Genomic DNA, 18,247 nt, shown 5'->3' on the forward strand with positions numbered 1-18,247 from the left:
AGGCCCGTGCGGCGGCTCCGAGGTACCGGCACACACGACAACCGACCTCAAGGAGAACGAGATGTCCGAAACGACTGTGCAGCCGAGCGCCGACCTGCGAGCGCTGGACCGGCTGGTGGGCGCGTGGACCGTGACCGGCGGCGTCGAGGGCACCGTGCGGTACGAGTGGATGACCGGCCGGTTCTTCCTGCTCCAGCACGTCGAGCTCACCCAGTTCGGCCAGCCGGTCACCGGCATGGAGGTGATCGGCAACCTGCGCCCGTTCGGCGAACCCGCCGGCGCGGACGTGGTGTCCCGGTTCTACGACTCGACCGGCAACACCCTCGACTACGTCTACGAACTGGACGGCGACACGCTGACCATCTGGGGCGGCGTGAAAGGCAGCCCCGCGTACTACCGGGGCACGTTCAACGCCGACGGCACGGTGGTGACCGGGGAATGGGTCTACCCCGGCGGGGGCGGCTACCGGTCCACCATGACCCGGATCTGAGCAGGCCAGCCGGTTGTCGACGGAACTCACCTCACCGTGACACTGATCAGCGTTGCGGCGTCAGCAGTCCCGGCCAGACGTTGATCGCCACGGCGCGCAACTTGAAGACCGCGAGCATGGCTTCGACGAGATCGAGGTGAGGGGGATCGCGAACGGGCGGTCAAGAAAAGTCGAATGTGTTCGACCAGGAAGGCGGCGCATTGTTCGTCGCTGAAAAGACGAATTCTTCGAGCGCATTCGAGTAGTCCAGGACCGGTAGGGTCGTCGGGTGGATCTGGAGCGCACCGCCACCCTGCTCGGAGTTCCCGTCGAGGAAGTCGACCGCGTGCACCGGCTCGCCGGCGACCGGCCGTCCGCCCCGCTGCCCGCCAGGGCCGAGGCGCCCGCGATCCTCGAGCGGCTCGCGGTGCGGCCCGACGACGCCGCCGAGGTCATGGCGGGCTGGCCCGACGCCGGCTCTCCACTGTGGACACCGGAGCTGCGCTGGCTGCTGGACCGCTCGACCGCCCTGGTCCTGGCCGATCTCGGCGGCCACCAGTGGCTGTCCCCCGGCCCTGAGCTGCCGCGCGAACGAGGCCCGGCCTGGCGGCACCTCTACGTGTACGCGTACCTCGCCCTGGTCGGCGTCGTCACGAGGTACCACCGCGAGCACGGCATCGCCGACACCGTGTCGTGGGCGACGCTCGCGGACCTGGGCCGCAACCTCGCGGTCGACAGGCGGATGCACCGGGAGGGCTGGCCGGTCATGCAGAGCTGGCTGACGCTGCACGCGCGCGGCGGCGTCTACGAGCTCGGCCGGCTGCAGCACCAGCGCGGCGACGCCGCCATTTCGCTGCACATCCCCGATTCGGGGCCGATGACCCCGGAAGCGGTGACGGCGTCACTCGGCGAGGCCCGCGCGTTCTTCCCCCGGCACTTCCCCGACGAGCACTACACGGCGTTCTCCTGCGGCTCGTGGTTGCTCGACCCGCAACTGCAGGAGTACCTGCCGGCGGAGTCCAACATCGTCCGGTTCCAGCGGAGGTTCGAGCTGGAGCCCTACGAGGAGCAGGAAGGGCTGGACGCCGACGTCGAGGTGCGGCGGTTCGTGTTCCGCAGCCTGACCACCCCGCTCGACCGGTTGCCGCGCGGCACGCTGCTCCAGCGCGCCGTCGTCGACCACCTGCGGGCAGGCCGTCACTGGTACTGGCGCAGCGGTCACTTCCCGATCTGATAGCGAGTTCATCCGTTCTGGTCCGCGCGCACGAACAGTCACGTAGTGTGACGGGCTCGTGACGAGAGGGGCCAGCCGGATGTTCGGACGGGGAACGCGGAAGGTCACTGTGAGCGGCTTCGCGGACGCGGTGACGAAGGGCATCAGCCCGGACATGACGCACCTCTACCTGATGTACCAGGTGGGCGGCACCGTGATCGTCAAGTGGGAAGCGCGCCGGGGAGACCGGAAGAAGCCGTTCCGGATCGTGGCGGACGCGGACGGCAACGCCTGCCCGCACTGCGCCGTCCTGCTCGCGATCACGAGGATCGGTGACGTGCTCCCGCTCGGCGACCACAGGGTCGAACGGGTGCGCGACGAGTACCTGTCGGTGGTGCTGAGGGAAGGGATGCTGCCGTGTCCCGCGATCGGCCGATCCCCGTCGCTGAGCACCCCGATGGGAGACATACCGCTGATGCTCGGCGTCGGCTCGTGGATGGCCGAATGCCATGTGGGACATGGCGACCCGAGCACGGCGGCGGACTGCGCACGGCATCGTCGCTCATGATCTGGCGGGACGGCGGCGACTACGAGCGTGCCTGCGAACACTTCCAAGCCTTCGAACGGACGGGACAGCGGTCCCAGCTCGAGGCGGCGATCGACGGTTTCCGCGCATTGGCGTCGTCACGAATGGATGGAGCCGTCGCGAACGGTCTCGCCATCGCGCTGTGGTCGCGCTACGAGGTGCTCGGCGGCCGAGGGGATCTGGACGAGGCCGTCGCACTGCTGCGCGACGCGGTCGCCTGGCATCCCGGCGACACCGAGCGCCTGCCTTCGTACCTGGCCAACCTCGCGGGAACGTTGCGGCTGCGGTGGAGGGTGACGGGGTCGCGCGCCGACCTGATGGAGGCGGTCGCGGCCAGCCGTCACGCGGTGGAGGTGACGGGTGCGCGGCACCGCCGGTGTTCCGCACGTCTGAACAACCAGGCCGACGGCCTGCTCGCCCTGCACCTGCACTTCGGTGACAGCTCCGCGCTGGACAGCGCGATCGTGCTGTTCCGCCAGGCGGTCGAGGCCGCCGACGCGGGCAGCGACGACCTGGTCAACGCCAAGTCCAACCTCGCGGAAGCCCTGCGGCTGCGGTTCCAGTCCACAAGGGACATAGGTCTGCTCGACGAAGCCGCGGTGCTGGCGGGCGCGGTGGTGCCGCGGGCACGGACGCGCTCACTCAGGGCCCGGTTCCAGTCCAACCTCGCGCTCGTCCTGCTCGCCCGCCACAGCGCGACCGGACGGCAGAAGGACCTGCGCGCCGCGACGGACCTCGTTCGCCAGGCACTGAAGGAGAGCCCGGCCGGCCACCCCAACCGCGCGGAACGCTCTGCCGTGCTGGCGGAGTGCCGGCGGCTGGCACTGGTGTCGTCGCACGGCAGCGGCAGGGCGCCACACCGGCTCGCGCCCGGCACCGGCCGGCCTCCCTTTCGGTTGCGGCGCACGGCACGTCGGCTGGTCCGAGCCACCGAGGACGCGGTCCGGTCCACGCCGCACGGGCATCCCACCCGCGCCGACGCGATGCTCAAACACGGTCTCGCTCTCGCCATCCGCGGCGACGGTGCCGCGGCGCTCGCGCTGTACCGGCAGGTCGCCGGGGAAGGCGACTTCCCGCCTCGTATGCGCGTGGAGGCGGCAAGGCTGTGGGCGTACGAGATGACGCGGATCCAGGACTGGCAGGCGGCGCTCGAAGCGTTCCGGCTGGCCGTCGAACTGTTGCCGCGCACCGCACCCAGGCACGTCACGCAGGCCGACCGCGAACGGGCGCTCGCCGCGTTCGCCGGGCTCGCGTCCGACGCCGCGGCCTGCGCGATCCAGGCCGGTGATCCGCGGCTCGCGGTGGCACTGCTGGAGCAGGGCCGGGGCGTGATGCTCGGGCACGCGCTCGACGCGAGGACCGAGATCACCGATCTCGAGGAACAGCACCCGGATCTCGCGCGGCGGTTCGACGAGCTGCGGACCGTGCTGGACAGTTCCTTCCACGACGGGGCGGGGCTGAGCGGGGAACGCAGGCACGCACTGACCGAGGAGTGGAACCACCTGGTCGACTCCATCCGGTCGCTACCGGGTTTCGCGCGGTTCCTGCGTCCTCCCGCGGTGGAGGAGCTCGTGAACGCCGTCGGGCGCGGCCCGGTGGTCATCGTGAACGTGAGCGCGTTGCGGTGCGACGCGCTGGTGATCGCCGAAGGGGACGTCGTGCCCGTCGCCCTGCCGGAAGTGAGGCTCGACGACCTCGCGGACCGCGCGGAGCGGTTCCGCCGCGACCCCGCGGACGAGATCGACTCCACCCTGTCCTGGCTGGGGCGGGCGGTTGCCGACCGCCTGACGCTTCCCACCGGTCCTGGCCAGACCCGGCTGTGGTGGATACCGACGGGCCCGATGTCCGCGCTGCCGCTGCACGCCGCCGGTGACGTGATGGACAGGTTCGTCTCGTCCTACGCGCCGACCCTCCGCAGCCTCGTGTCGGTGTGGAAGGCGTCCGCGATCACCCGGCCGGACGACCCGCTGGTCGTGGCCGTGCCGTCGGCGCCGGGGGTGCCGGACCTCCCGGCCGCGCAGGACGAGGCGGACGACATCGCGACGCGCTTCCCGCGCCCGCACGTCCTCACCGCGCACCGCGCCCTGCGGCGACCGGTCCTGGAAGCCCTGTCGCGTCACCGCTGGGCGCATTTCGCGTGTCACGCCATGAGCGCCGGCGGCGAAGGTCGTCTGGTCTTGTGGGACCACATCGAGGAACCGTTGAGCGTCAACGACATCGCGCGCCTGCGCCTGGCCGGCGCGGAGATCGCGTTCCTGTCGGCGTGCGAGACCAGCGCGGCACCACCGGAGCTGACCGACGAGTCGCTGCACATCACCGGCGCCTTCCACATGGCGGGCTTCCGCCACGTCATCGGAACGCTCTGGCCGGTCGGCGACCGCACGGCCCAGCTCGTCGCAAGCCACTACTACGACGCGCTGGCCGTGACCCCGTCACCCGCGATCGCGCTCCACACGGCCGTCCAGCAGGTCCGCGGAACCCGTGCCACCGCACAGTGGGCTCCGTTCGTGCACGTCGGAGGTTGATCTCCGGCATCATGGTCGACATGACCGATGACGAGTCCGATCGCGGAGTGCTCGACGTCCTGATGGGAGCGGCCGCGGGCTCGGCGCTGCTGCCGTTCGTCCAGGCGATCGTCACCAAGGGCGGCGAGGACGTCTACGCCAAGATCAAGGAGCTGCTGTCCAGGCCGGACCGCAAGCGGACCAAGGACGAGATCAAGGACTCGGGCACGGTCACCCTGTTCTCCGACGACACCCGGGTCGTGCTCCGGATGCCGTCCCGGATGACCCCTCAGATGACCGAACGACTGAAGCTGGTCCGGCTTCCTCCTCGTGGCGACGAGTGGCTGCGGGTCTCCTGGGACAACGCGAAGAACCAGTGGGTCGTGCGGGAATGCGATCCGCCGGACGAACTCACCTCCGGCCGCTGACGCCCGTTGACACGGGCTGGCTAATGAGCTTAGCTCCTAGCTAAGAACGTTAGCTTTTGCAGCGGAGGACGGCATGACCGAGTACCTGAACATCGACGGCGGCACGATCGCGTACGACGTGACCGGGCAGGGGCCTCTCGTCGTGCTGGCGCACGGCATCGGCGACAGCCGCCACTCCTACCGCTTCCTCGCCCCGGCGCTGGCGGCGAGGGGGTACCGGGTCGCGAACGTCGACATCCGCGGCTGCGGTGACTCGAGCGTGGAGTGGAACGGCTACAGCCGCACCGACATCGCGGGCGACCTGGTCGCCGTCGCCCGCCACCTCGGCGGCCCCGCCGTGATCATCGGTCAGTCGATCAGCGGCGGCGCCGCGACCATCGCGGCCGCCACCGCGCCCGACGTGATCACCGGCGTCGTCGAGCTCGCGCCGTTCACCCGCGCGCAGTCCCTCGACCTCGCAGGCCTGGTGCGCGTCAAGCGTTTCCGCGCGGGCTACACGCAGCTCGCGAAGGTCCTGGTCGGCGGAAGCCTGGAGAGCTGGAAGAGGTACCTCGACCTGGCGACGCCGGCCAAGCCCGCCGACTGGGACGCCGAGCTCGCCCGCATCGAATCCAAGCTGCGCGAACCCGGCCGGATGAAGGCCCTGCAGGCCATGGGCAAGAGCAGCCCGGCCGACGCCGGCGCGCAGCTGGCCAACGTCACCTGTCCGGTCCTGGTCGTCATGGGCAGCGCCGATCCCGACTGGGCCGACCCGCGCGCCGAGGGCGAGAAGGTCGTCGCCGACCTGCCTCGGGGACGCGGTGAGCTGGCGATCATCGAGGGTGCCGGGCACTACCCGCACGTGCAGACGCCCGACGAGGTCCTCGCGCTCTCCTTGCCGTTCCTGGCCGAGACGCTGACGCGCGCCTAGTCGGCTTCCGGCCACACGAGCACGGCGGATCCCCAGGTGAGACCGCCGCCGAACGCGGTCAGCAGCACCCGCTCCCCGGCGTGGATCTCCTGGCGTGCCACGGCATCCGCGAGCGCGAGCGGGATGGACGCGGCACCGGTGTTGCCGACCCTCTCGATGTTGCCGAGGATCTTCTCGTCCGGAATGGACAGTCGGCTGCCGACCGACGAGAGGATCCGCGCGTTGGCCTGATGCGCGACAACGCGATCGACGTCCGTCGTCGTCCATCCCGCGCTTTTCAGCACGGCGAGCGAGGACTCGGTCATCCGGGCGACGGCGTGCTGGTAGACCTCGCGCCCGCTCATCCGGAAGTGCCGGTCCTGCTCTCCGAACCGGCCCGGCTCCGCCCGGTCGCGCGCACCGCCGCCCGGCACGGTGATGAGGTCGTGGCCCGCACCGTCACTGCCCAGGTCGAAGCCGAGGATCTCCCCCGGCTCGCCGCGCTCACCCGCGCGCAGGACCACCGCACCGGCTCCGTCGCCGAACACCACGCCGGCGCTGCGGTCGTCCGGGCCGATCAACGTCGAGTAGACGTCGGCCGCGACCAGCAGCACCCGCCGGGCGATTCCCGACGCGATCATCCCGCTCGCCGTGGCCAGCCCGTACACGAACCCCGTGCACACCGCGGAGACGTCGAACGCCGCGACCCCGGCCAGACCCAGCTTCGCGGCCAGCGCGGGCGCCATCGCGGGGATCGGGTGGTCGGGCGTGGACGTCGTCACGAGCACCAGGTCCACCGACCTGGTCGCGCACTTGGCCAGCACGGCTTCCGCGGCGGTCAGCGCGAGGTCCCCTGTGGACGTGCCCTCCCCCGCCCAGTGCCGGGTGCCGATGCCGGTACGCCTGCGCACCCAGGCGTCGCTGGTCTCCCAGTGCTGCGGCAGGTCCTCGTTCGACACCACCCTGGGCGGCACGCAGCCCGCTACGGCTTCCAGGACGGGAATCGGGCGCGGGGCGTGCTCGGTCAACGGGTCGTCTCTTCTCAGCATGTGGATGAACCAAGGCCGAAAGTACCCGAGCCGGACAGGGTGGGGGCACGCCCGGTGCGGTTCGTCACGTGGCGCCGATGGTTACTCGCCGGTAGCGAGATCCGTTGGCGCACAAGGATTGCTGACATGAAAGCCACTCAGGTTCGCGCTGTCCACAGTGCATCCCAGGGCCCTACTCACCGGTACAACTCCCTGACGTGCGCGCCTTGCACAGCCGTCACGCCTCCGCGTCGGTCCGGGCGAGTGCCAGGCAGCACCGGACGAAGTCGGTGACGGCCTCGTCCGCGTCCGGTTGCCACGCCACGCCCACCTCGCTGGGGCTGACACCGGTTACCGGGCGGTACACCACACCGGGCCGCGCGTAGAAACGGGCGGTGGACGCCGGAACCAGCGCGATGCCGTACCCGTGGGCGATCGCGCTCAGGAACTCGTCGGGCTGTTCCGTCACGGCGCCGACGCGCACCTCCCGACCATCCCTTTCGGACACCGCGAGCCAGTGGTCGCGCCAGACCCCGGTGCCTCCGGGCGCGGCGACGACCGGCTCGTCCACCAGCTCGGCGAAGGCGATCTCGTCGCGTCCCGCCAACGGATGCGTGGAAGGCAGGGCCACCCAACGAGGTTCGCGGAACAACGACCGCACGCCGAACGACTCCTGCCCGGGAAACGGCAGGCGCAGCAGCGCGACCGGCACCTCCGCGGTGGCGAGACCCGCGGTCGGGTCGGACCACGGCGCCTGCCGCATGTCGACCCGCCAGCCCTGCCGGCGCTCGCGGAAGGCCGCCACGATGTCCTGCGTCGCCTCGTTCGCCGCGCTGGACAGGAACCCGACGCGCAGCACGAGGGAGGCCGCCTTCGTCTCGGCCACCGCCTCGTCCCAGGCCACGAGCACCGGCGGCACCCGCGCCGCGAGCGCGTGGCCCGCGCTGGTCAGCGTCATGCCCGTGCTGGACCTCGTGAAGAGCCGCACGCCCAGGTGGGACTCCAGGTGCTTGAGCTGCTTGGTCAGCGCTGGTTGCGACACGAACAGGCGTTGCGCCGCGCGCGTGAGGTTGCCCTCCTCGGCGATGGCGGCGAAGTAGCGCAGCAGCCTCGTGTCCACGTCCATTCCGCCAGGTTATGGCGACAGGTATTGGACCGGCACGTGTTCCCCGCCGACAGTGGGTACATGATCTTCGAACTGGTCACCATCGCACTCAACGCGGCCGCGGCCACCGCGGACTTCGCCGGCGCCGAGTTCGTGCGGAACAACGCGAGGAAGCTCGATCTGCCGCCCGAATGGATCCTGCCGCTCGGCGTGCTCAAGGCCGCCGGCGCCCTGGGCCTGGCCGCCGGGCTCGCCGGGGTGCCTCACGTCGGTGTCGCCGCGGCGGGCGGGCTGACGTTGTTCTTCGTCGGGGCGGTGGCGCTGCACGTGCGGCGGAAAGCGCTGCGCGACATCGCGTACCCCGCCGTGTTTCTGGGGCTTGCCGCCGCCTCGCTCGTCAGTCAGTGGTGACGCCGAACTGGCCGGCCTGAACCCCTACTCCTCGCGCTCGCGCCAGGCCCGGACCGCGAACCCGCCGAACACCCCGAGGATCAGGCAGGCGCCGAGCGCGACCAGCACCACGGAGGACGAGGTCACCCCGGCCACCACGACGAGCAGGCCGAGGACGTGCAGCGACAGCATTCCGGCGACGACCGCGGTCCGGCGCGGCACCCTGGGTGCCGGGCGGTTGAGCTTGGCGGCCAGTTTCGGGTCGTCCTCGGCGAGGTGGCGCTCGATCTCGTCGAGTTCCTGCTGCTCGTGGTCCGGCAGTTTCACGTCCGGTCCTCCCGCTGGGTGGCTCAGGGCTTCACCAGAGTCAACGCACGGGACCAGTGAAGGTTCCCGATCACACGCGGGTGCCACACTGTAGATCCCTTCGTCCTCGGAAGAGCCTCATGATCGATGTTCTGCCCACGGTCCTGACCGTGCTCTCACTCGTCGGCGCCGCGTGGTCTGCCCTGCTGATCGCGCTCAACAGACCTTTGCTGCCGTTGACGAAGCTGTCCTGGACTCTGGTGGGCGGCCTCGCGGTGCTCGAACTGGGCCTGCTCGTCCAGGCCGTCGCCGGCATCGCGTCGCTGCTCGGCACCGACCGCGACATCGAGCGCTGGTCGTTCGCCGGTTACCTGCTCGGCCCGGTGGTGATCCTGCCCGTCGCGGTCCTCTGGTCGGCCGCCGAACGCACCCGGTGGAGCGCCGGCGTGCTGGTGGTGGCGTGCCTCAGCGTTCCGGTGATGATCGTGCGCCTCGGCCAGATCTGGGCAGGCCATGGCTGACACGCACCAAGGGCCCGGCCGGATGCTGGTCGCCGTCTACGGCATCTTCGCCATCGCCGCCACGTCCCGTTCGGCCGTGCAGATCGGGACCCGCTTCTCCGACGCACCGGTCGCGTACGTGCTGTCGGCGTTCGCCGCCGTCGTCTACGTGCTGGCCACCATCGCCCTCGCGCGGGACAGCCGCCGGATCGCGTACCTCGCGTGCTCCGTCGAACTCGCCGGCGTGCTGCTGGTCGGTGCGGCCAGCCTCGTGGTCCCGCAGGCGTTTCCGGACGCGACCGTGTGGTCGTCCTTCGGCATCGGCTACGGGTTCGTCCCGCTCGTGCTGCCGGTCCTCGGCCTGTGGTGGCTGCGGAAGACGGCTGAACCCCGGAGCCAGGTGGATCAGGGTTGACCCTCACACGGTGTGAGGGTCGAGAGTGACCAGCCAGCCGCCACCAGCCCTCCAGGAAGCACATGATCCTCGCCAACGTCTCGTTCCCCGACGGCCGGCACTGCGAAACCACCGCTCTCGGTGCCTTGCTGCACCACGCGGGCGTCGAAATCTCCGAACCCATGCTGTTCGGCCTCGGCGAGGGCCTGGGCTTCGTCTACTGGGACGCCAAGTACCTGGACTTCCCGTTCCTCGGCGGTCGCGTCAAACCGATGGCGATCACCCGGACCGCGGCCGACCGGCTGGGCCTGACGCTGCACGTCCAGCAGACGGCCTCGCCGCGCAAGGCGTGGCAGCACGTCGCCACCGCGCTCGCCGAGGGAAGACCCGTCGGCCTGCAACTGGATTCGTACCACCTGGACCACTTCACCGAGAAAGTCCACTTCGGAGGGCACTTCGTCGCCCTGTACGGCTACGACGACGACCACGCCCTCCTGGTCGACACCGCGCAGCAGGGCGGCGCCGTACGGACCACGCTGGCGAGCCTGGAACGCGCTCGCAACGAACGCGGGCCGATGACCGCCCGCAACCTCTCCTACACCGTCACCAAGCCCAGTGGCCGGCCTGATCTGGGCGCGGCTGTCCGGACCTCGATCGTCAACAACGCGCAGGCGTTCCTGAACCCGCCCATCGCGAACCTCGGTCACCGCGGCATCGGCAAGGCCGCCCGGCAGGTGACGCGGTGGCTCGACCGCTCCGGCGACCCTGCTCGCGACCTGCCGCTGGCAGGCACGCTGATGGAACGCGGCGGCACCGGCGGTGCCCTGTTCCGCGCCATGTACCGCGACTTCCTCGCCGAGTGCACCGAGGTCGTGGACGACGACAACCTCCGTCTGGGGCATCAGCTGTACGCCGAGACCGTTCCACTGTGGACCGAAGTGTCACGCCTCATCACGGACGCCGGCCGTACAGGAGACCAGGAACCCCTGACCCAGGCCTCGGCGATCCTCTTCGACCTCGCGGACCGGGAACGCCGTGCCATGCAGATCCTGGCCGGGAGTCTTTCGCGATAAACCACGAAGAAGTCCCGAAGATTCACGCTCATGAACCTCCCGCTGTTCACAAGTATGACCATTCCGAATTCGTCGAACAGACCGGTGATCCATTCGAAGCACACTGACCTGTCCATTCGATTCATTCGATTCGAGTGGCCGCTGACCTTGCGGAATTTCATCGTTGACCGGTCCTCGGAGAGCCTCCTAACATCCGACGAGAAATGGCCTCACATCCGGCCGGACCTCTTTCTCGTTCAGTGTTGGAAGCGGAGTCTCCATGGGAATTTCAGAACAGCCTGCCCGCCTGGCGAGAAAACGTCGCGTGCGCGCTGGACTGGTGTCCGGAGGCGCGGTCGTCGCGCTGGTCACCATGCTCGCGGCCTGGCCCGGCACCGCCGCGCTCGCCAACGCGGCGGGCACGTACGTGCTGAAGAACGCCGGCAGCGGGCAGTGTCTCGACGCGGGGGCGAGCCCGTCGAGCGGCACGCAGCTCCGGCAGCAGGCGTGCGCCGGCCAGACGTGGGTGCTGACCGAGGTCAGCGGCGGGTTCCGGATCACCGCGGGCGACCTGTGCGTCGGCGTGCGCGACGCGTCGACCAGCGCGGGCAAGCCGATCCAGCTGGAGGCGTGCAACGGTGCCCGGAGCCAGGTCTGGGCGCTGACCGCGAGCGGGAGCAACCACCGCCTGGTCAACGCCAACGGCGGCAAGTGCATGAACGTCAAGGACAACGCCACGACCGCAGGAGCCTTGGTGCAGACCAACTCCTGCGATGGCGTGGCCACCAAGCAGTGGACTCTCGCACCGGCCGGTGGCGGGCCGACCAGCACCACAACCACAACCACCACGACAACAACAACGACCACCACAGGCGTGCCCCCGGCCGACGCGCTGTACGCGTCGCCGACCGGTCGTGACGGCGCTTCCGGCACGCTCTCGGATCCGACGACGCTCACGTCCGCCCTCACGCGGGTGGCGGCGGGTGGCACGATCTTCCTGCGCGGCGGCACGTACAGCTTCTCGCAGACCGTGACGATCCCGCCGACCAACAACGGCACGGCGAGCGCGCGCAAGAAGCTGACGGCCTACCAGGGCGAGAAGCCGGTGCTGAACTTCTCGGCGCAGGCCGAGGCCCCGGCGAACCGCGGTCTGGCCGTGAACGGCTCGTACTGGCACGTCCAGGGCGTCATCGTCGAACGGGCCGGCGACAACGGAATCTTCGTGGGTGGCAGCAACAACATCTTCGAACGCACGATCACCCGCTTCAACCGCGACACCGGCCTGCAGCTCTCCCGGATGCTGTCGAGCACGCCGAAGGAGCAGTGGCCCGCCAACAACCTCATCCTCGGCGCGGAGTCGCACGACAACGCCGACTCCGACGGGGAGGACGCCGACGGGTTCGCCGCCAAGCTGACCTCCGGCCCCGGCAACGTGTTCCGCTACTCGGTGGCGCACAACAACATCGACGACGGCTGGGACCTCTACACCAAGTCCGACACCGGCCCGATCGGCGCCGTCACCATCGAGGACTCCCTGGCGTACGAGAACGGCACGCTGAGCAACGGCGGCCAGGCGGGCAACGGTGACCGCAACGGCTTCAAGCTCGGCGGCGAGGACATCGGCGTCAACCACGTCATCCGCCGCACCATCGCCTTCGACAACGGCAAGCACGGCTTCACCTACAACCGCAACCCCGGCACCATGACCGTGTCGAACAACCTCAGCATCGACAACGCCGAGCGCAACTTCTCCTTCGACGCGGGCAGTTCGGTCTTCCGCACCAACACGTCCTGCCGCAGCGGCAGTGGCAGCAACGACAAGACCGTCGGGAACGCCGACACCTCCAACCAGTTCTGGTTGGGCACCAACGGCTCCCGGTGCGGCTCCTACACCGGGGCGCTCGGCTGGTCATTCGCCTCCGACGGCAAGCTCGTCGTCACCCTCGGAGGCAGGCCCGTCGCCCTCTGACCCACCCCGAACGAGGCCGGGTCCGCACGTCAGCCGTGCGGGCCCGGCCTGCGTTGGTCCGCCGCCGCGAGCCAGCCTCCCGCCGCGGCGAGCCAGCGGGCAGGCTCCCGCCGTGCCAGGCGGCCATCCCCCGCGAGTTCGGTGAGAGACGCGCACGCGACGCCGTCGGGCACCTCCGTGGCGCACGACCCGACGACCAACGCCACGTTGTCGAAACACGTCATGGCGTGGCCCACCACCTTGCCCGACCAGCTCTGCTCGTCGAGCCTGCCCTCCCCGGTGATCAGCAGATCGGCCCAGCGGAGTGCCGCGGGCAGTCCGGCGAGGTCCGCGACGAACCGCGCACCAGGCGTGAGACGTGCGCCCCAGGCCGTGGCCAGTCCGAACGCCGTCCCTCCCGCCGCACCGGTGCCGGGGGCGTCGCGGTCGCCGCCGAGCACAGCGGCGAACCTGGCCAGGCCTGCTTCCAGCAGGACGACGTCGTCGGCGTCCGCGCCCTTTTGGGGAGCGAACCTGCGTGCGGCGCCGGTAGGGCCGAGCAACGGAGTGTCCACGTCCACCAGGCACACGACGTCGCCCGGCGGGACCAACGCGGACAGGTCCGCCGAGGCGATCGTGTTCAGGCCACCGCCGCCGGAGGCGATCGGGGTGCCCTCGGCGGTGCGGAACACCGCGCCGAGGGCGGTCAGCGCGCCTGCGCCGCCGTCGGTGGTGGCCGAACCTCCCAGCGCGGCGACGATCCGCCGGGTGCCGGGGTGTTCGGCCGCGGCGCGCAGCAACTGCCCGAAGCCGAAGGTGCTCGCGGTCAGCGGAGCGCGTTGCGCGAGCAAGGGCAAGCCTGCCGCGGCCGCCGGCGGAGCGGGATGCGCGAGCAGGGGCAGGCCTGCCGCGGCGGCCAGTTCCACCACGGCCGTCCCGTCCCGTTTCAACGCCCAGTGGGCGTCGATCGCGCGGCCCACCGGATCGAGCACGCGGACCGGAACCAGTTCCGCGCCGGCGGTGGTGAGGGCGGCGAGCGTGCCCTCACCACCGTCCGCGAGCGGGAGGCACCGGAGTTCGTCGTGAGGCCGGACCGCACGCCAGCCGGCGGCGATGGCTTCAGCGGCTCCGGCGGCGTCGATGGTGCCCTTGAACGAGTCCGGGGCGATCAGGACGCGCATGTCGCCGCGAAGCGTTCGGCGATCAGCGGCACCACCACGCCGGCCGGTCGCGCCCACAGGTCGGCGTTGAAGATCTCCACCTCGACGTCGCCGGTGTAACCGGCTTTCGCCACGAGATCGGCGATGCGGCGGAAGTCGATGTGGCCGTCGCCCATCACACCGCGGGCGAGCAGCGTGTCGGCGGGCAGCGGGGTGATCCAGTCGCACACCTGGAACGACGCGATGCGCCCGGCCGCGCGGTCGATCTGGCGTTCCAGGTCCGGGTCCCACCACACGTGGAACGTGTCCACGACGACGCCGACGACCTCGGGATCGAACCGCTCCGCCAGGTCGAGCGCCTGCCCGAGCGTCGACAGCACGCCCCGGTCCGCGCAGTAGATCGGGTGCATCGGCTCCAACGCGAGCCGCACGGAGCGTTCCGCCGCGTAGGGCGCGAGTTCCCCCAGCACCTCGGCGACGACAGCCCGTGCTCCCGGCAGGTCACGCGACCCGTCCGGCAGGCCACCGACCACGAGCACCAGGCAGTCCGCGCCGAGTGCGGCGGTCTCGTCGATGGCACTCCGGTTGTCGGCGAGCACGGCCGCGCGGTCGGGCCCGGTGAAGAAACCACCGCGGCACAACGAGGACACCCGCAGCCCGGACTGCGCGATCAGCTCGGCGCCGCGTTCGACGCCCACCGCGGCAAGCGGCTCGCGCCATACCCCGATCGACTCGATGCCCGCGGCGACACACGCGTCGATCGCCTCGGGCAGGGTGCTGGAGTTGATGGTCTTCTGGTTGAGCGACAGGCGGTTCATCTCGCGACTCCGTGGACGTCGAGCAGCAGGTTCATCCGGTGCTCCGCGAGCGGCGGGTCTGGCAGCAACCCGGCGGCGTCGGCCAGCCGGAACGTCTCCACCAGGTGGGGCAGCGACCGTGCGCTCTGCAGGCCGCCGACCATCGAGAACCCCGGCTGCAGCCCGGAAAGCCAGGCGAGGAAGGCGATCCCGGTCTTGTAGTAGTACGTCGGGGCGCCGAACACGTGCCGCGCCAGGGGTACGGTCGGTTCGAACGCCTCGTCGTACGCGCTCAGGTCACCGGCGTCGAGCGCCCGCAGGGCCGCTGACGCCGCCGGCGCGATCGCCGCGAAGATGCCGAGCAGCGCGTCACTCGCCGCCTCGCCGTCACCCTTGATCAGCTCGGGGTAGTTGAAGTCGTCCCCGGTGTACAGCCGCACACCTTCGGGCAGACGCGCTCGCAACGCCTTTTCATGCTCGGCGTCGAGCAGCGACACCTTCACCCCGTCGACCCGCGACGCGTGCTCGTGCACCAGGTCCAGGAACGCCTCGGTCGCGACGGACAGGTCGGTGCTGCCCCAGTACCCCGTGAGCGCCGGGTCGAACATCGAGCCGAGCCAGTGCAGGACCACCGGGCGCTCCGCCTGGGGCAGGAGCTTGTCGTACACGCGCCGGTAGTCGGCAGGCCCGGACGCCACGCGGGCCAGCTGCCTGCTGGCCATCACGATCACCTGCGCGCCGGCCTCCTGCACGACCTCGAGCTGCTCGGAGTAGCCGCGCAGGATGGAGTCCACATCGGACACGTCGGCGGTGAGGTGGTCGGTACCGGCACCGGCGGCGATCCGGCCGCCCGCCGCCACCGCCTCGGCCGAACTCCGGCGGATCAGCTGCTGTGTCGTGGCCCAGTCCAGGCCCATGCCGCGCTGCGCGGTGTCCATCGCCTCCGCGACCCCGAGGCCGTAGGACCACAGGTGCCTGCGGAACGCGAGCGTGCTGTCCCAGTCGACGACCGCCGGTTCGCCGGGGGCGTTGTTCCCCGACGGGTCCGCGACGACGTGCGCCGCCGCGAACGCCACGCGTGACCTGATGGGCGCCGAGGGCTTGCCCCACGGAGTCGGTTCACGCAGTACGTACGGCTCCTGCGAGCCGGGCAGGAGGATGCTCATACCGCCACGTCTCCCAGCACGATCCGCTTGCCCTCGTCCGACGACTTCAGACCGGCCTCGGCGAGCCTGATGCCGCGCACGCCCGCGAGGAAGTCGTACGGGTGCGGGGTGTCCGCGACGACGTGACGCACGAACTGCTCCCACTGCGCCTTGAAGCCGTTGTCGAACTCGCCGTTGTCCGGCACCTCCTGCCACTGGTCGCGGAACGACTGCGTCTCGCGCAGGTCGGGGTTCCACACCGGCCGGGGCGTCACCTCACGCGGCTGGATCCGGCAGCCGTGCAGGCCCGCGACCGCGCTGCCGTGCGTGCCGTCGACCTGGAACTCCACCAGTTCGTCGCGGTGCACCCGGACGCACCACGACGAGTTCAGCTGGGCGATCACTCCCCCGGTGAGCTCGAAGATCGCGTACGCCGCGTCGTCTGCCGTGGCCTGGTACTCGGCGCCCTTTTCGTCCCAGCGCGCCGGGATGTGCGTCGCGGTCCGCGCCGTCACCGCCTGCACGGCACCGAAGAGGTTCTCCAGCACGTAGTTCCAGTGGCAGAACATGTCCACGGTGATGCCGCCGCCGTCCTCGGCGCGGTAGTTCCAGCTCGGCCGCTGCGCGGGCTGCCAGTCGCCCTCGAACACCCAGTAGCCGAACTCGCCGCGCACGCTCAGGATCCGGCCGAAGAAGCCGCTGTCGACCAGCCTCTTCAGCTTCAGCAGACCCGGCAGGTAGAGCTTGTCGTGCACCACGCCGTTCTTCACCCCGGCCGCCGCCGCCCGGCGGGCCAGGTCCAGCGCGCCCTCGACCGACTCGGCGACCGGCTTCTCGGTGTAGATGTGCCGGCCGGCGTCGATCGCCTTGATGATCGACTTCTCGCGCACGGCGGTGAGCTGGGCGTCGAAGTACAGCGGGTACGCGTCGTCACCGAGCGCGGCGTCGAGGTCGGTCGTCCACTTCGTCAGGCCGTGGAGCTTCGCCATCTCGGCGAGCTTGTCCTCGTTGCGGCCGACGAGCAACGGATCGAGCTGCACGCGCGACCCGTCCGGCAGGAGCACTCCTCCCTGCTCACGGATCGCGAGCACCGACCGCAGCAGGTGCTGCCGGTAGCCCATCCTGCCGGTGACCCCGTTCATCACGACGCCGAGCGTGCGCACTGCCATCCTACCTCCTTGGAAAGCGTTTTCCGCGTTACCGTACACGGCTCGCTCCGACTGCCAACTATGATGGTAAGCGCTTTCCCGCTACAGTCCGCAACGCCGGGGGCACGCGGGTCTGGACTCCTACCGTGCCCCTGGCCCTCGATCAGGTGCCGTCGATCAGCCGGATGGCGAGATCGGGGTTGAACGTCCCGGCGGGCGTGTTCGGCGCGATGCCGCAGGGACCGTCCGAGACGCCGGGCGTCTTCACCCACAGCAGCATGTCGGCGCCACCGCCCCGCTGGGCGGTCACCCCGAGCTGGGCACCCGCCGGGTTGCACCAGCCGTCCGGGTCGGAGTTGCGCCCGTTGGCGTTGCGGCTGGTGTCGACCACGAACGGCTTCGCGGCGGGCAGGAAGCTGTTCACCGAGCCGGCGTAGGTGATCGACTGACTGGTCGTGTAGTAGTTCGACACGTTGACGGAGAACCCGCGGATGTTCGCCACGCCGGCCTCGTTCAGCCGGTACGCGATGGTCGACGGGGTGCCCCATCCGGCATTGCCCGCGTCGAGGTACGCGTAGGTGTTGGGCGCCTTGGCTTTGAACTGCTCGGTGGCGTACCTGAGCAGCCCGGCCATCTCGGTGCGCTGCGCCGCCGTCAGGCAGTTGTAGGCGGCGAGCGCGTCCGGTTCGATGATCACGACCGCCGGCTTGGTCCCGATCCCGGCCGCGAAGCCCGAGATCCAGGTCCGGTACGCGGACGCGCTGCCGGCGCCACCGCCGGAGTGGCCGCCGCAGGCGTCCCTGTTGGGGATGTTGTACGCGACGAGCACGGGGAGCCTGTCCTGCCCGTCCGCCGCGCCCGCGTAGTTGGCGACGGTGGAACCGATGCTGGCGTCGTTGCCGAACCAGCGCGCGATCGGCTTGGAGCCGATCGAGGACTGGATCCGCGCGGACCTGGAGTCGTTCGGGTTGTTCCGGGCCCAGGTGGCGGGCGCGGAGTTGGGGTTGACGTAGAAACCACTGGTCAGGTCGAGCGGGTTGGCTGCTGTGGCAGGGGGTGTCGGAGACAGCAGCATGACCGCGCAGACCGCGACCGTCGAACGGGCAATCCACCGCACTGTGGATCTCCTCTCGATGGGACTGTTCGTACTTCCTTCCGCCCACCGCGGGCCCGCCCGCACGGCAC

Annotated in this window: 19 protein-coding genes; 11 read left to right on the forward strand and 8 right to left on the reverse strand. The window is 70.4% G+C overall.

What is annotated here, in order from left to right; genetic code table 11:
• The first annotated feature begins 61 nt into the window (after positions 1-61).
• The 6 genes from BLR21_RS05990 to BLR21_RS06015 all read left to right on the forward strand — a co-directional run bounded on the left by BLR21_RS05990 (position 62) and on the right by BLR21_RS06015 (position 6,110).
• Complete coding sequence (locus tag BLR21_RS05990) at positions 62-490, forward strand: hypothetical protein (RefSeq protein ID WP_090004692.1); 429 nt, start codon at positions 62-64, stop codon at positions 488-490.
• A 268-nt stretch (positions 491-758) separates the two neighbouring features.
• The gene (locus BLR21_RS05995) at positions 759-1,703 is read left to right on the forward strand and encodes an acyltransferase domain-containing protein (protein WP_090004693.1); all 945 of its coding nucleotides are present in this window, start codon (positions 759-761) and stop codon (positions 1,701-1,703) included.
• 79 nt (positions 1,704-1,782) lie between these two features.
• Positions 1,783-2,250: a hypothetical protein gene (locus tag BLR21_RS06000; protein ID WP_090004694.1), complete on the forward strand. Its 468-nt coding sequence runs from the start codon at positions 1,783-1,785 to the stop codon at positions 2,248-2,250.
• Positions 2,247-4,793: a CHAT domain-containing protein gene (locus BLR21_RS06005; RefSeq protein WP_176929500.1), complete on the forward strand. Its 2,547-nt coding sequence runs from the start codon at positions 2,247-2,249 to the stop codon at positions 4,791-4,793. The genes BLR21_RS06000 and BLR21_RS06005 overlap by 4 nt, the downstream gene beginning before the upstream one ends.
• 20 nt (positions 4,794-4,813) lie before the next feature.
• Positions 4,814-5,200, forward strand: a complete 387-nt coding sequence (locus BLR21_RS06010) for a hypothetical protein (protein ID WP_143027626.1) — start codon at positions 4,814-4,816, stop codon at positions 5,198-5,200.
• Between the two features lie 73 nt (positions 5,201-5,273).
• Entirely contained in the window at positions 5,274-6,110 is an 837-nt protein-coding gene (locus BLR21_RS06015; RefSeq protein ID WP_090004697.1) for an alpha/beta fold hydrolase, read from the forward strand.
• Here BLR21_RS06015 and BLR21_RS06020 read toward each other — a convergent pair.
• Complete coding sequence (locus tag BLR21_RS06020) at positions 6,107-7,138, reverse strand: beta-ketoacyl-ACP synthase III (protein WP_090004698.1); 1,032 nt, start codon at positions 7,136-7,138, stop codon at positions 6,107-6,109. The genes BLR21_RS06015 and BLR21_RS06020 overlap by 4 nt on opposite strands.
• Before the next feature lie 217 nt (positions 7,139-7,355).
• Positions 7,356-8,243, reverse strand: coding sequence for a LysR family transcriptional regulator (locus tag BLR21_RS06025; RefSeq protein WP_090004699.1), 888 nt, complete (start codon positions 8,241-8,243; stop codon positions 7,356-7,358).
• A 60-nt stretch (positions 8,244-8,303) separates the two neighbouring features.
• Between BLR21_RS06025 and BLR21_RS06030 the strand changes: the two genes are divergently transcribed.
• A complete protein-coding gene (locus BLR21_RS06030) occupies positions 8,304-8,633 on the forward strand; it encodes a DoxX family protein (RefSeq protein WP_090005066.1) in 330 nt (109 codons plus the stop codon).
• A 24-nt stretch (positions 8,634-8,657) separates the two neighbouring features.
• Here BLR21_RS06030 and BLR21_RS06035 read toward each other — a convergent pair whose 3' ends face one another.
• Positions 8,658-8,939, reverse strand: coding sequence for a DUF3040 domain-containing protein (locus BLR21_RS06035; RefSeq protein WP_176929501.1), 282 nt, complete (start codon positions 8,937-8,939; stop codon positions 8,658-8,660).
• A gap of 119 nt (positions 8,940-9,058) precedes the next feature.
• On the opposite strand from BLR21_RS06035, the gene BLR21_RS06040 reads away from it, so the two are divergent.
• The 4 genes from BLR21_RS06040 (at position 9,059) to BLR21_RS06055 (ending at position 12,833) form a co-directional block, all read left to right on the forward strand.
• The gene (locus tag BLR21_RS06040; RefSeq protein ID WP_090004701.1) at positions 9,059-9,439 is read left to right on the forward strand and encodes a hypothetical protein; all 381 of its coding nucleotides are present in this window, start codon (positions 9,059-9,061) and stop codon (positions 9,437-9,439) included.
• A complete protein-coding gene (locus BLR21_RS06045) occupies positions 9,432-9,833 on the forward strand; it encodes a hypothetical protein (protein WP_090004702.1) in 402 nt (133 codons plus the stop codon). Before BLR21_RS06040 ends, BLR21_RS06045 begins: the two co-directional genes overlap by 8 nt.
• 62 nt (positions 9,834-9,895) lie before the next feature.
• A complete protein-coding gene (locus BLR21_RS06050) occupies positions 9,896-10,885 on the forward strand; it encodes a BtrH N-terminal domain-containing protein (RefSeq protein WP_090004703.1) in 990 nt (329 codons plus the stop codon).
• 259 nt (positions 10,886-11,144) lie between these two features.
• The gene (locus BLR21_RS06055; protein WP_090004704.1) at positions 11,145-12,833 is read left to right on the forward strand and encodes an RICIN domain-containing protein; all 1,689 of its coding nucleotides are present in this window, start codon (positions 11,145-11,147) and stop codon (positions 12,831-12,833) included.
• 29 nt (positions 12,834-12,862) lie between these two features.
• Here BLR21_RS06055 and BLR21_RS06060 read toward each other — a convergent pair whose 3' ends face one another.
• The 5 genes from BLR21_RS06060 to BLR21_RS06080 form a co-directional block, all read right to left on the reverse strand.
• On the reverse strand, positions 12,863-13,993 hold the full coding sequence (locus BLR21_RS06060; RefSeq protein ID WP_090004705.1) for a glycerate kinase: 1,131 nt from the start codon (positions 13,991-13,993) through the stop codon (positions 12,863-12,865).
• On the reverse strand, positions 13,981-14,790 hold the full coding sequence (locus tag BLR21_RS06065; protein ID WP_090004706.1) for a sugar phosphate isomerase/epimerase family protein: 810 nt from the start codon (positions 14,788-14,790) through the stop codon (positions 13,981-13,983). The genes BLR21_RS06060 and BLR21_RS06065 overlap by 13 nt, the downstream gene beginning before the upstream one ends.
• Positions 14,787-15,935, reverse strand: coding sequence for a dihydrodipicolinate synthase family protein (locus tag BLR21_RS06070; RefSeq protein ID WP_090004707.1), 1,149 nt, complete (start codon positions 15,933-15,935; stop codon positions 14,787-14,789). Before BLR21_RS06070 ends, BLR21_RS06065 begins: the two co-directional genes overlap by 4 nt.
• Complete coding sequence (locus BLR21_RS06075) at positions 15,932-17,083, reverse strand: Gfo/Idh/MocA family protein (RefSeq protein ID WP_090004708.1); 1,152 nt, start codon at positions 17,081-17,083, stop codon at positions 15,932-15,934. Before BLR21_RS06075 ends, BLR21_RS06070 begins: the two co-directional genes overlap by 4 nt.
• A 142-nt stretch (positions 17,084-17,225) precedes the next feature.
• On the reverse strand, positions 17,226-18,179 hold the full coding sequence (locus BLR21_RS06080; RefSeq protein WP_256334497.1) for a glycoside hydrolase family 6 protein: 954 nt from the start codon (positions 18,177-18,179) through the stop codon (positions 17,226-17,228).
• Between the last annotated feature and the right edge of the window lie 68 nt (positions 18,180-18,247).

This window comes from Lentzea albidocapillata subsp. violacea (assembly GCF_900100275.1).
Taxonomy (GTDB): domain Bacteria; phylum Actinomycetota; class Actinomycetes; order Mycobacteriales; family Pseudonocardiaceae; genus Lentzea; species Lentzea violacea.

What these genes read in the sequence shown, in the direction of transcription:
- BLR21_RS05990 (WP_090004692.1), top strand. Translation starts at nt 62, where the DNA reads ATGTCCGAAACGACTGTGCAGCCGAGCGCCGACCTGCGAGCGCTGGAC.
- BLR21_RS06000 (WP_090004694.1), top strand. Translation starts at nt 1,783, where the DNA reads ATGTTCGGACGGGGAACGCGGAAGGTCACTGTGAGCGGCTTCGCGGAC.
- BLR21_RS06005 (WP_176929500.1), top strand. Translation starts at nt 2,247, where the DNA reads ATGATCTGGCGGGACGGCGGCGACTACGAGCGTGCCTGCGAACACTTC.
- BLR21_RS06010 (WP_143027626.1), top strand. Translation starts at nt 4,814, where the DNA reads ATGACCGATGACGAGTCCGATCGCGGAGTGCTCGACGTCCTGATGGGA.
- BLR21_RS06015 (WP_090004697.1), top strand. Translation starts at nt 5,274, where the DNA reads ATGACCGAGTACCTGAACATCGACGGCGGCACGATCGCGTACGACGTG.
- BLR21_RS06020 (WP_090004698.1), bottom strand. Translation starts at nt 7,138, where the DNA reads ATGCTGAGAAGAGACGACCCGTTGACCGAGCACGCCCCGCGCCCGATT.
- BLR21_RS06025 (WP_090004699.1), bottom strand. Translation starts at nt 8,243, where the DNA reads ATGGACGTGGACACGAGGCTGCTGCGCTACTTCGCCGCCATCGCCGAG.
- BLR21_RS06030 (WP_090005066.1), top strand. Translation starts at nt 8,304, where the DNA reads ATGATCTTCGAACTGGTCACCATCGCACTCAACGCGGCCGCGGCCACC.
- BLR21_RS06040 (WP_090004701.1), top strand. Translation starts at nt 9,059, where the DNA reads ATGATCGATGTTCTGCCCACGGTCCTGACCGTGCTCTCACTCGTCGGC.
- BLR21_RS06045 (WP_090004702.1), top strand. Translation starts at nt 9,432, where the DNA reads ATGGCTGACACGCACCAAGGGCCCGGCCGGATGCTGGTCGCCGTCTAC.
- BLR21_RS06050 (WP_090004703.1), top strand. Translation starts at nt 9,896, where the DNA reads ATGATCCTCGCCAACGTCTCGTTCCCCGACGGCCGGCACTGCGAAACC.
- BLR21_RS06055 (WP_090004704.1), top strand. Translation starts at nt 11,145, where the DNA reads ATGGGAATTTCAGAACAGCCTGCCCGCCTGGCGAGAAAACGTCGCGTG.
- BLR21_RS06060 (WP_090004705.1), bottom strand. Translation starts at nt 13,993, where the DNA reads ATGCGCGTCCTGATCGCCCCGGACTCGTTCAAGGGCACCATCGACGCC.
- BLR21_RS06065 (WP_090004706.1), bottom strand. Translation starts at nt 14,790, where the DNA reads ATGAACCGCCTGTCGCTCAACCAGAAGACCATCAACTCCAGCACCCTG.
- BLR21_RS06070 (WP_090004707.1), bottom strand. Translation starts at nt 15,935, where the DNA reads ATGAGCATCCTCCTGCCCGGCTCGCAGGAGCCGTACGTACTGCGTGAA.
- BLR21_RS06075 (WP_090004708.1), bottom strand. Translation starts at nt 17,083, where the DNA reads ATGGCAGTGCGCACGCTCGGCGTCGTGATGAACGGGGTCACCGGCAGG.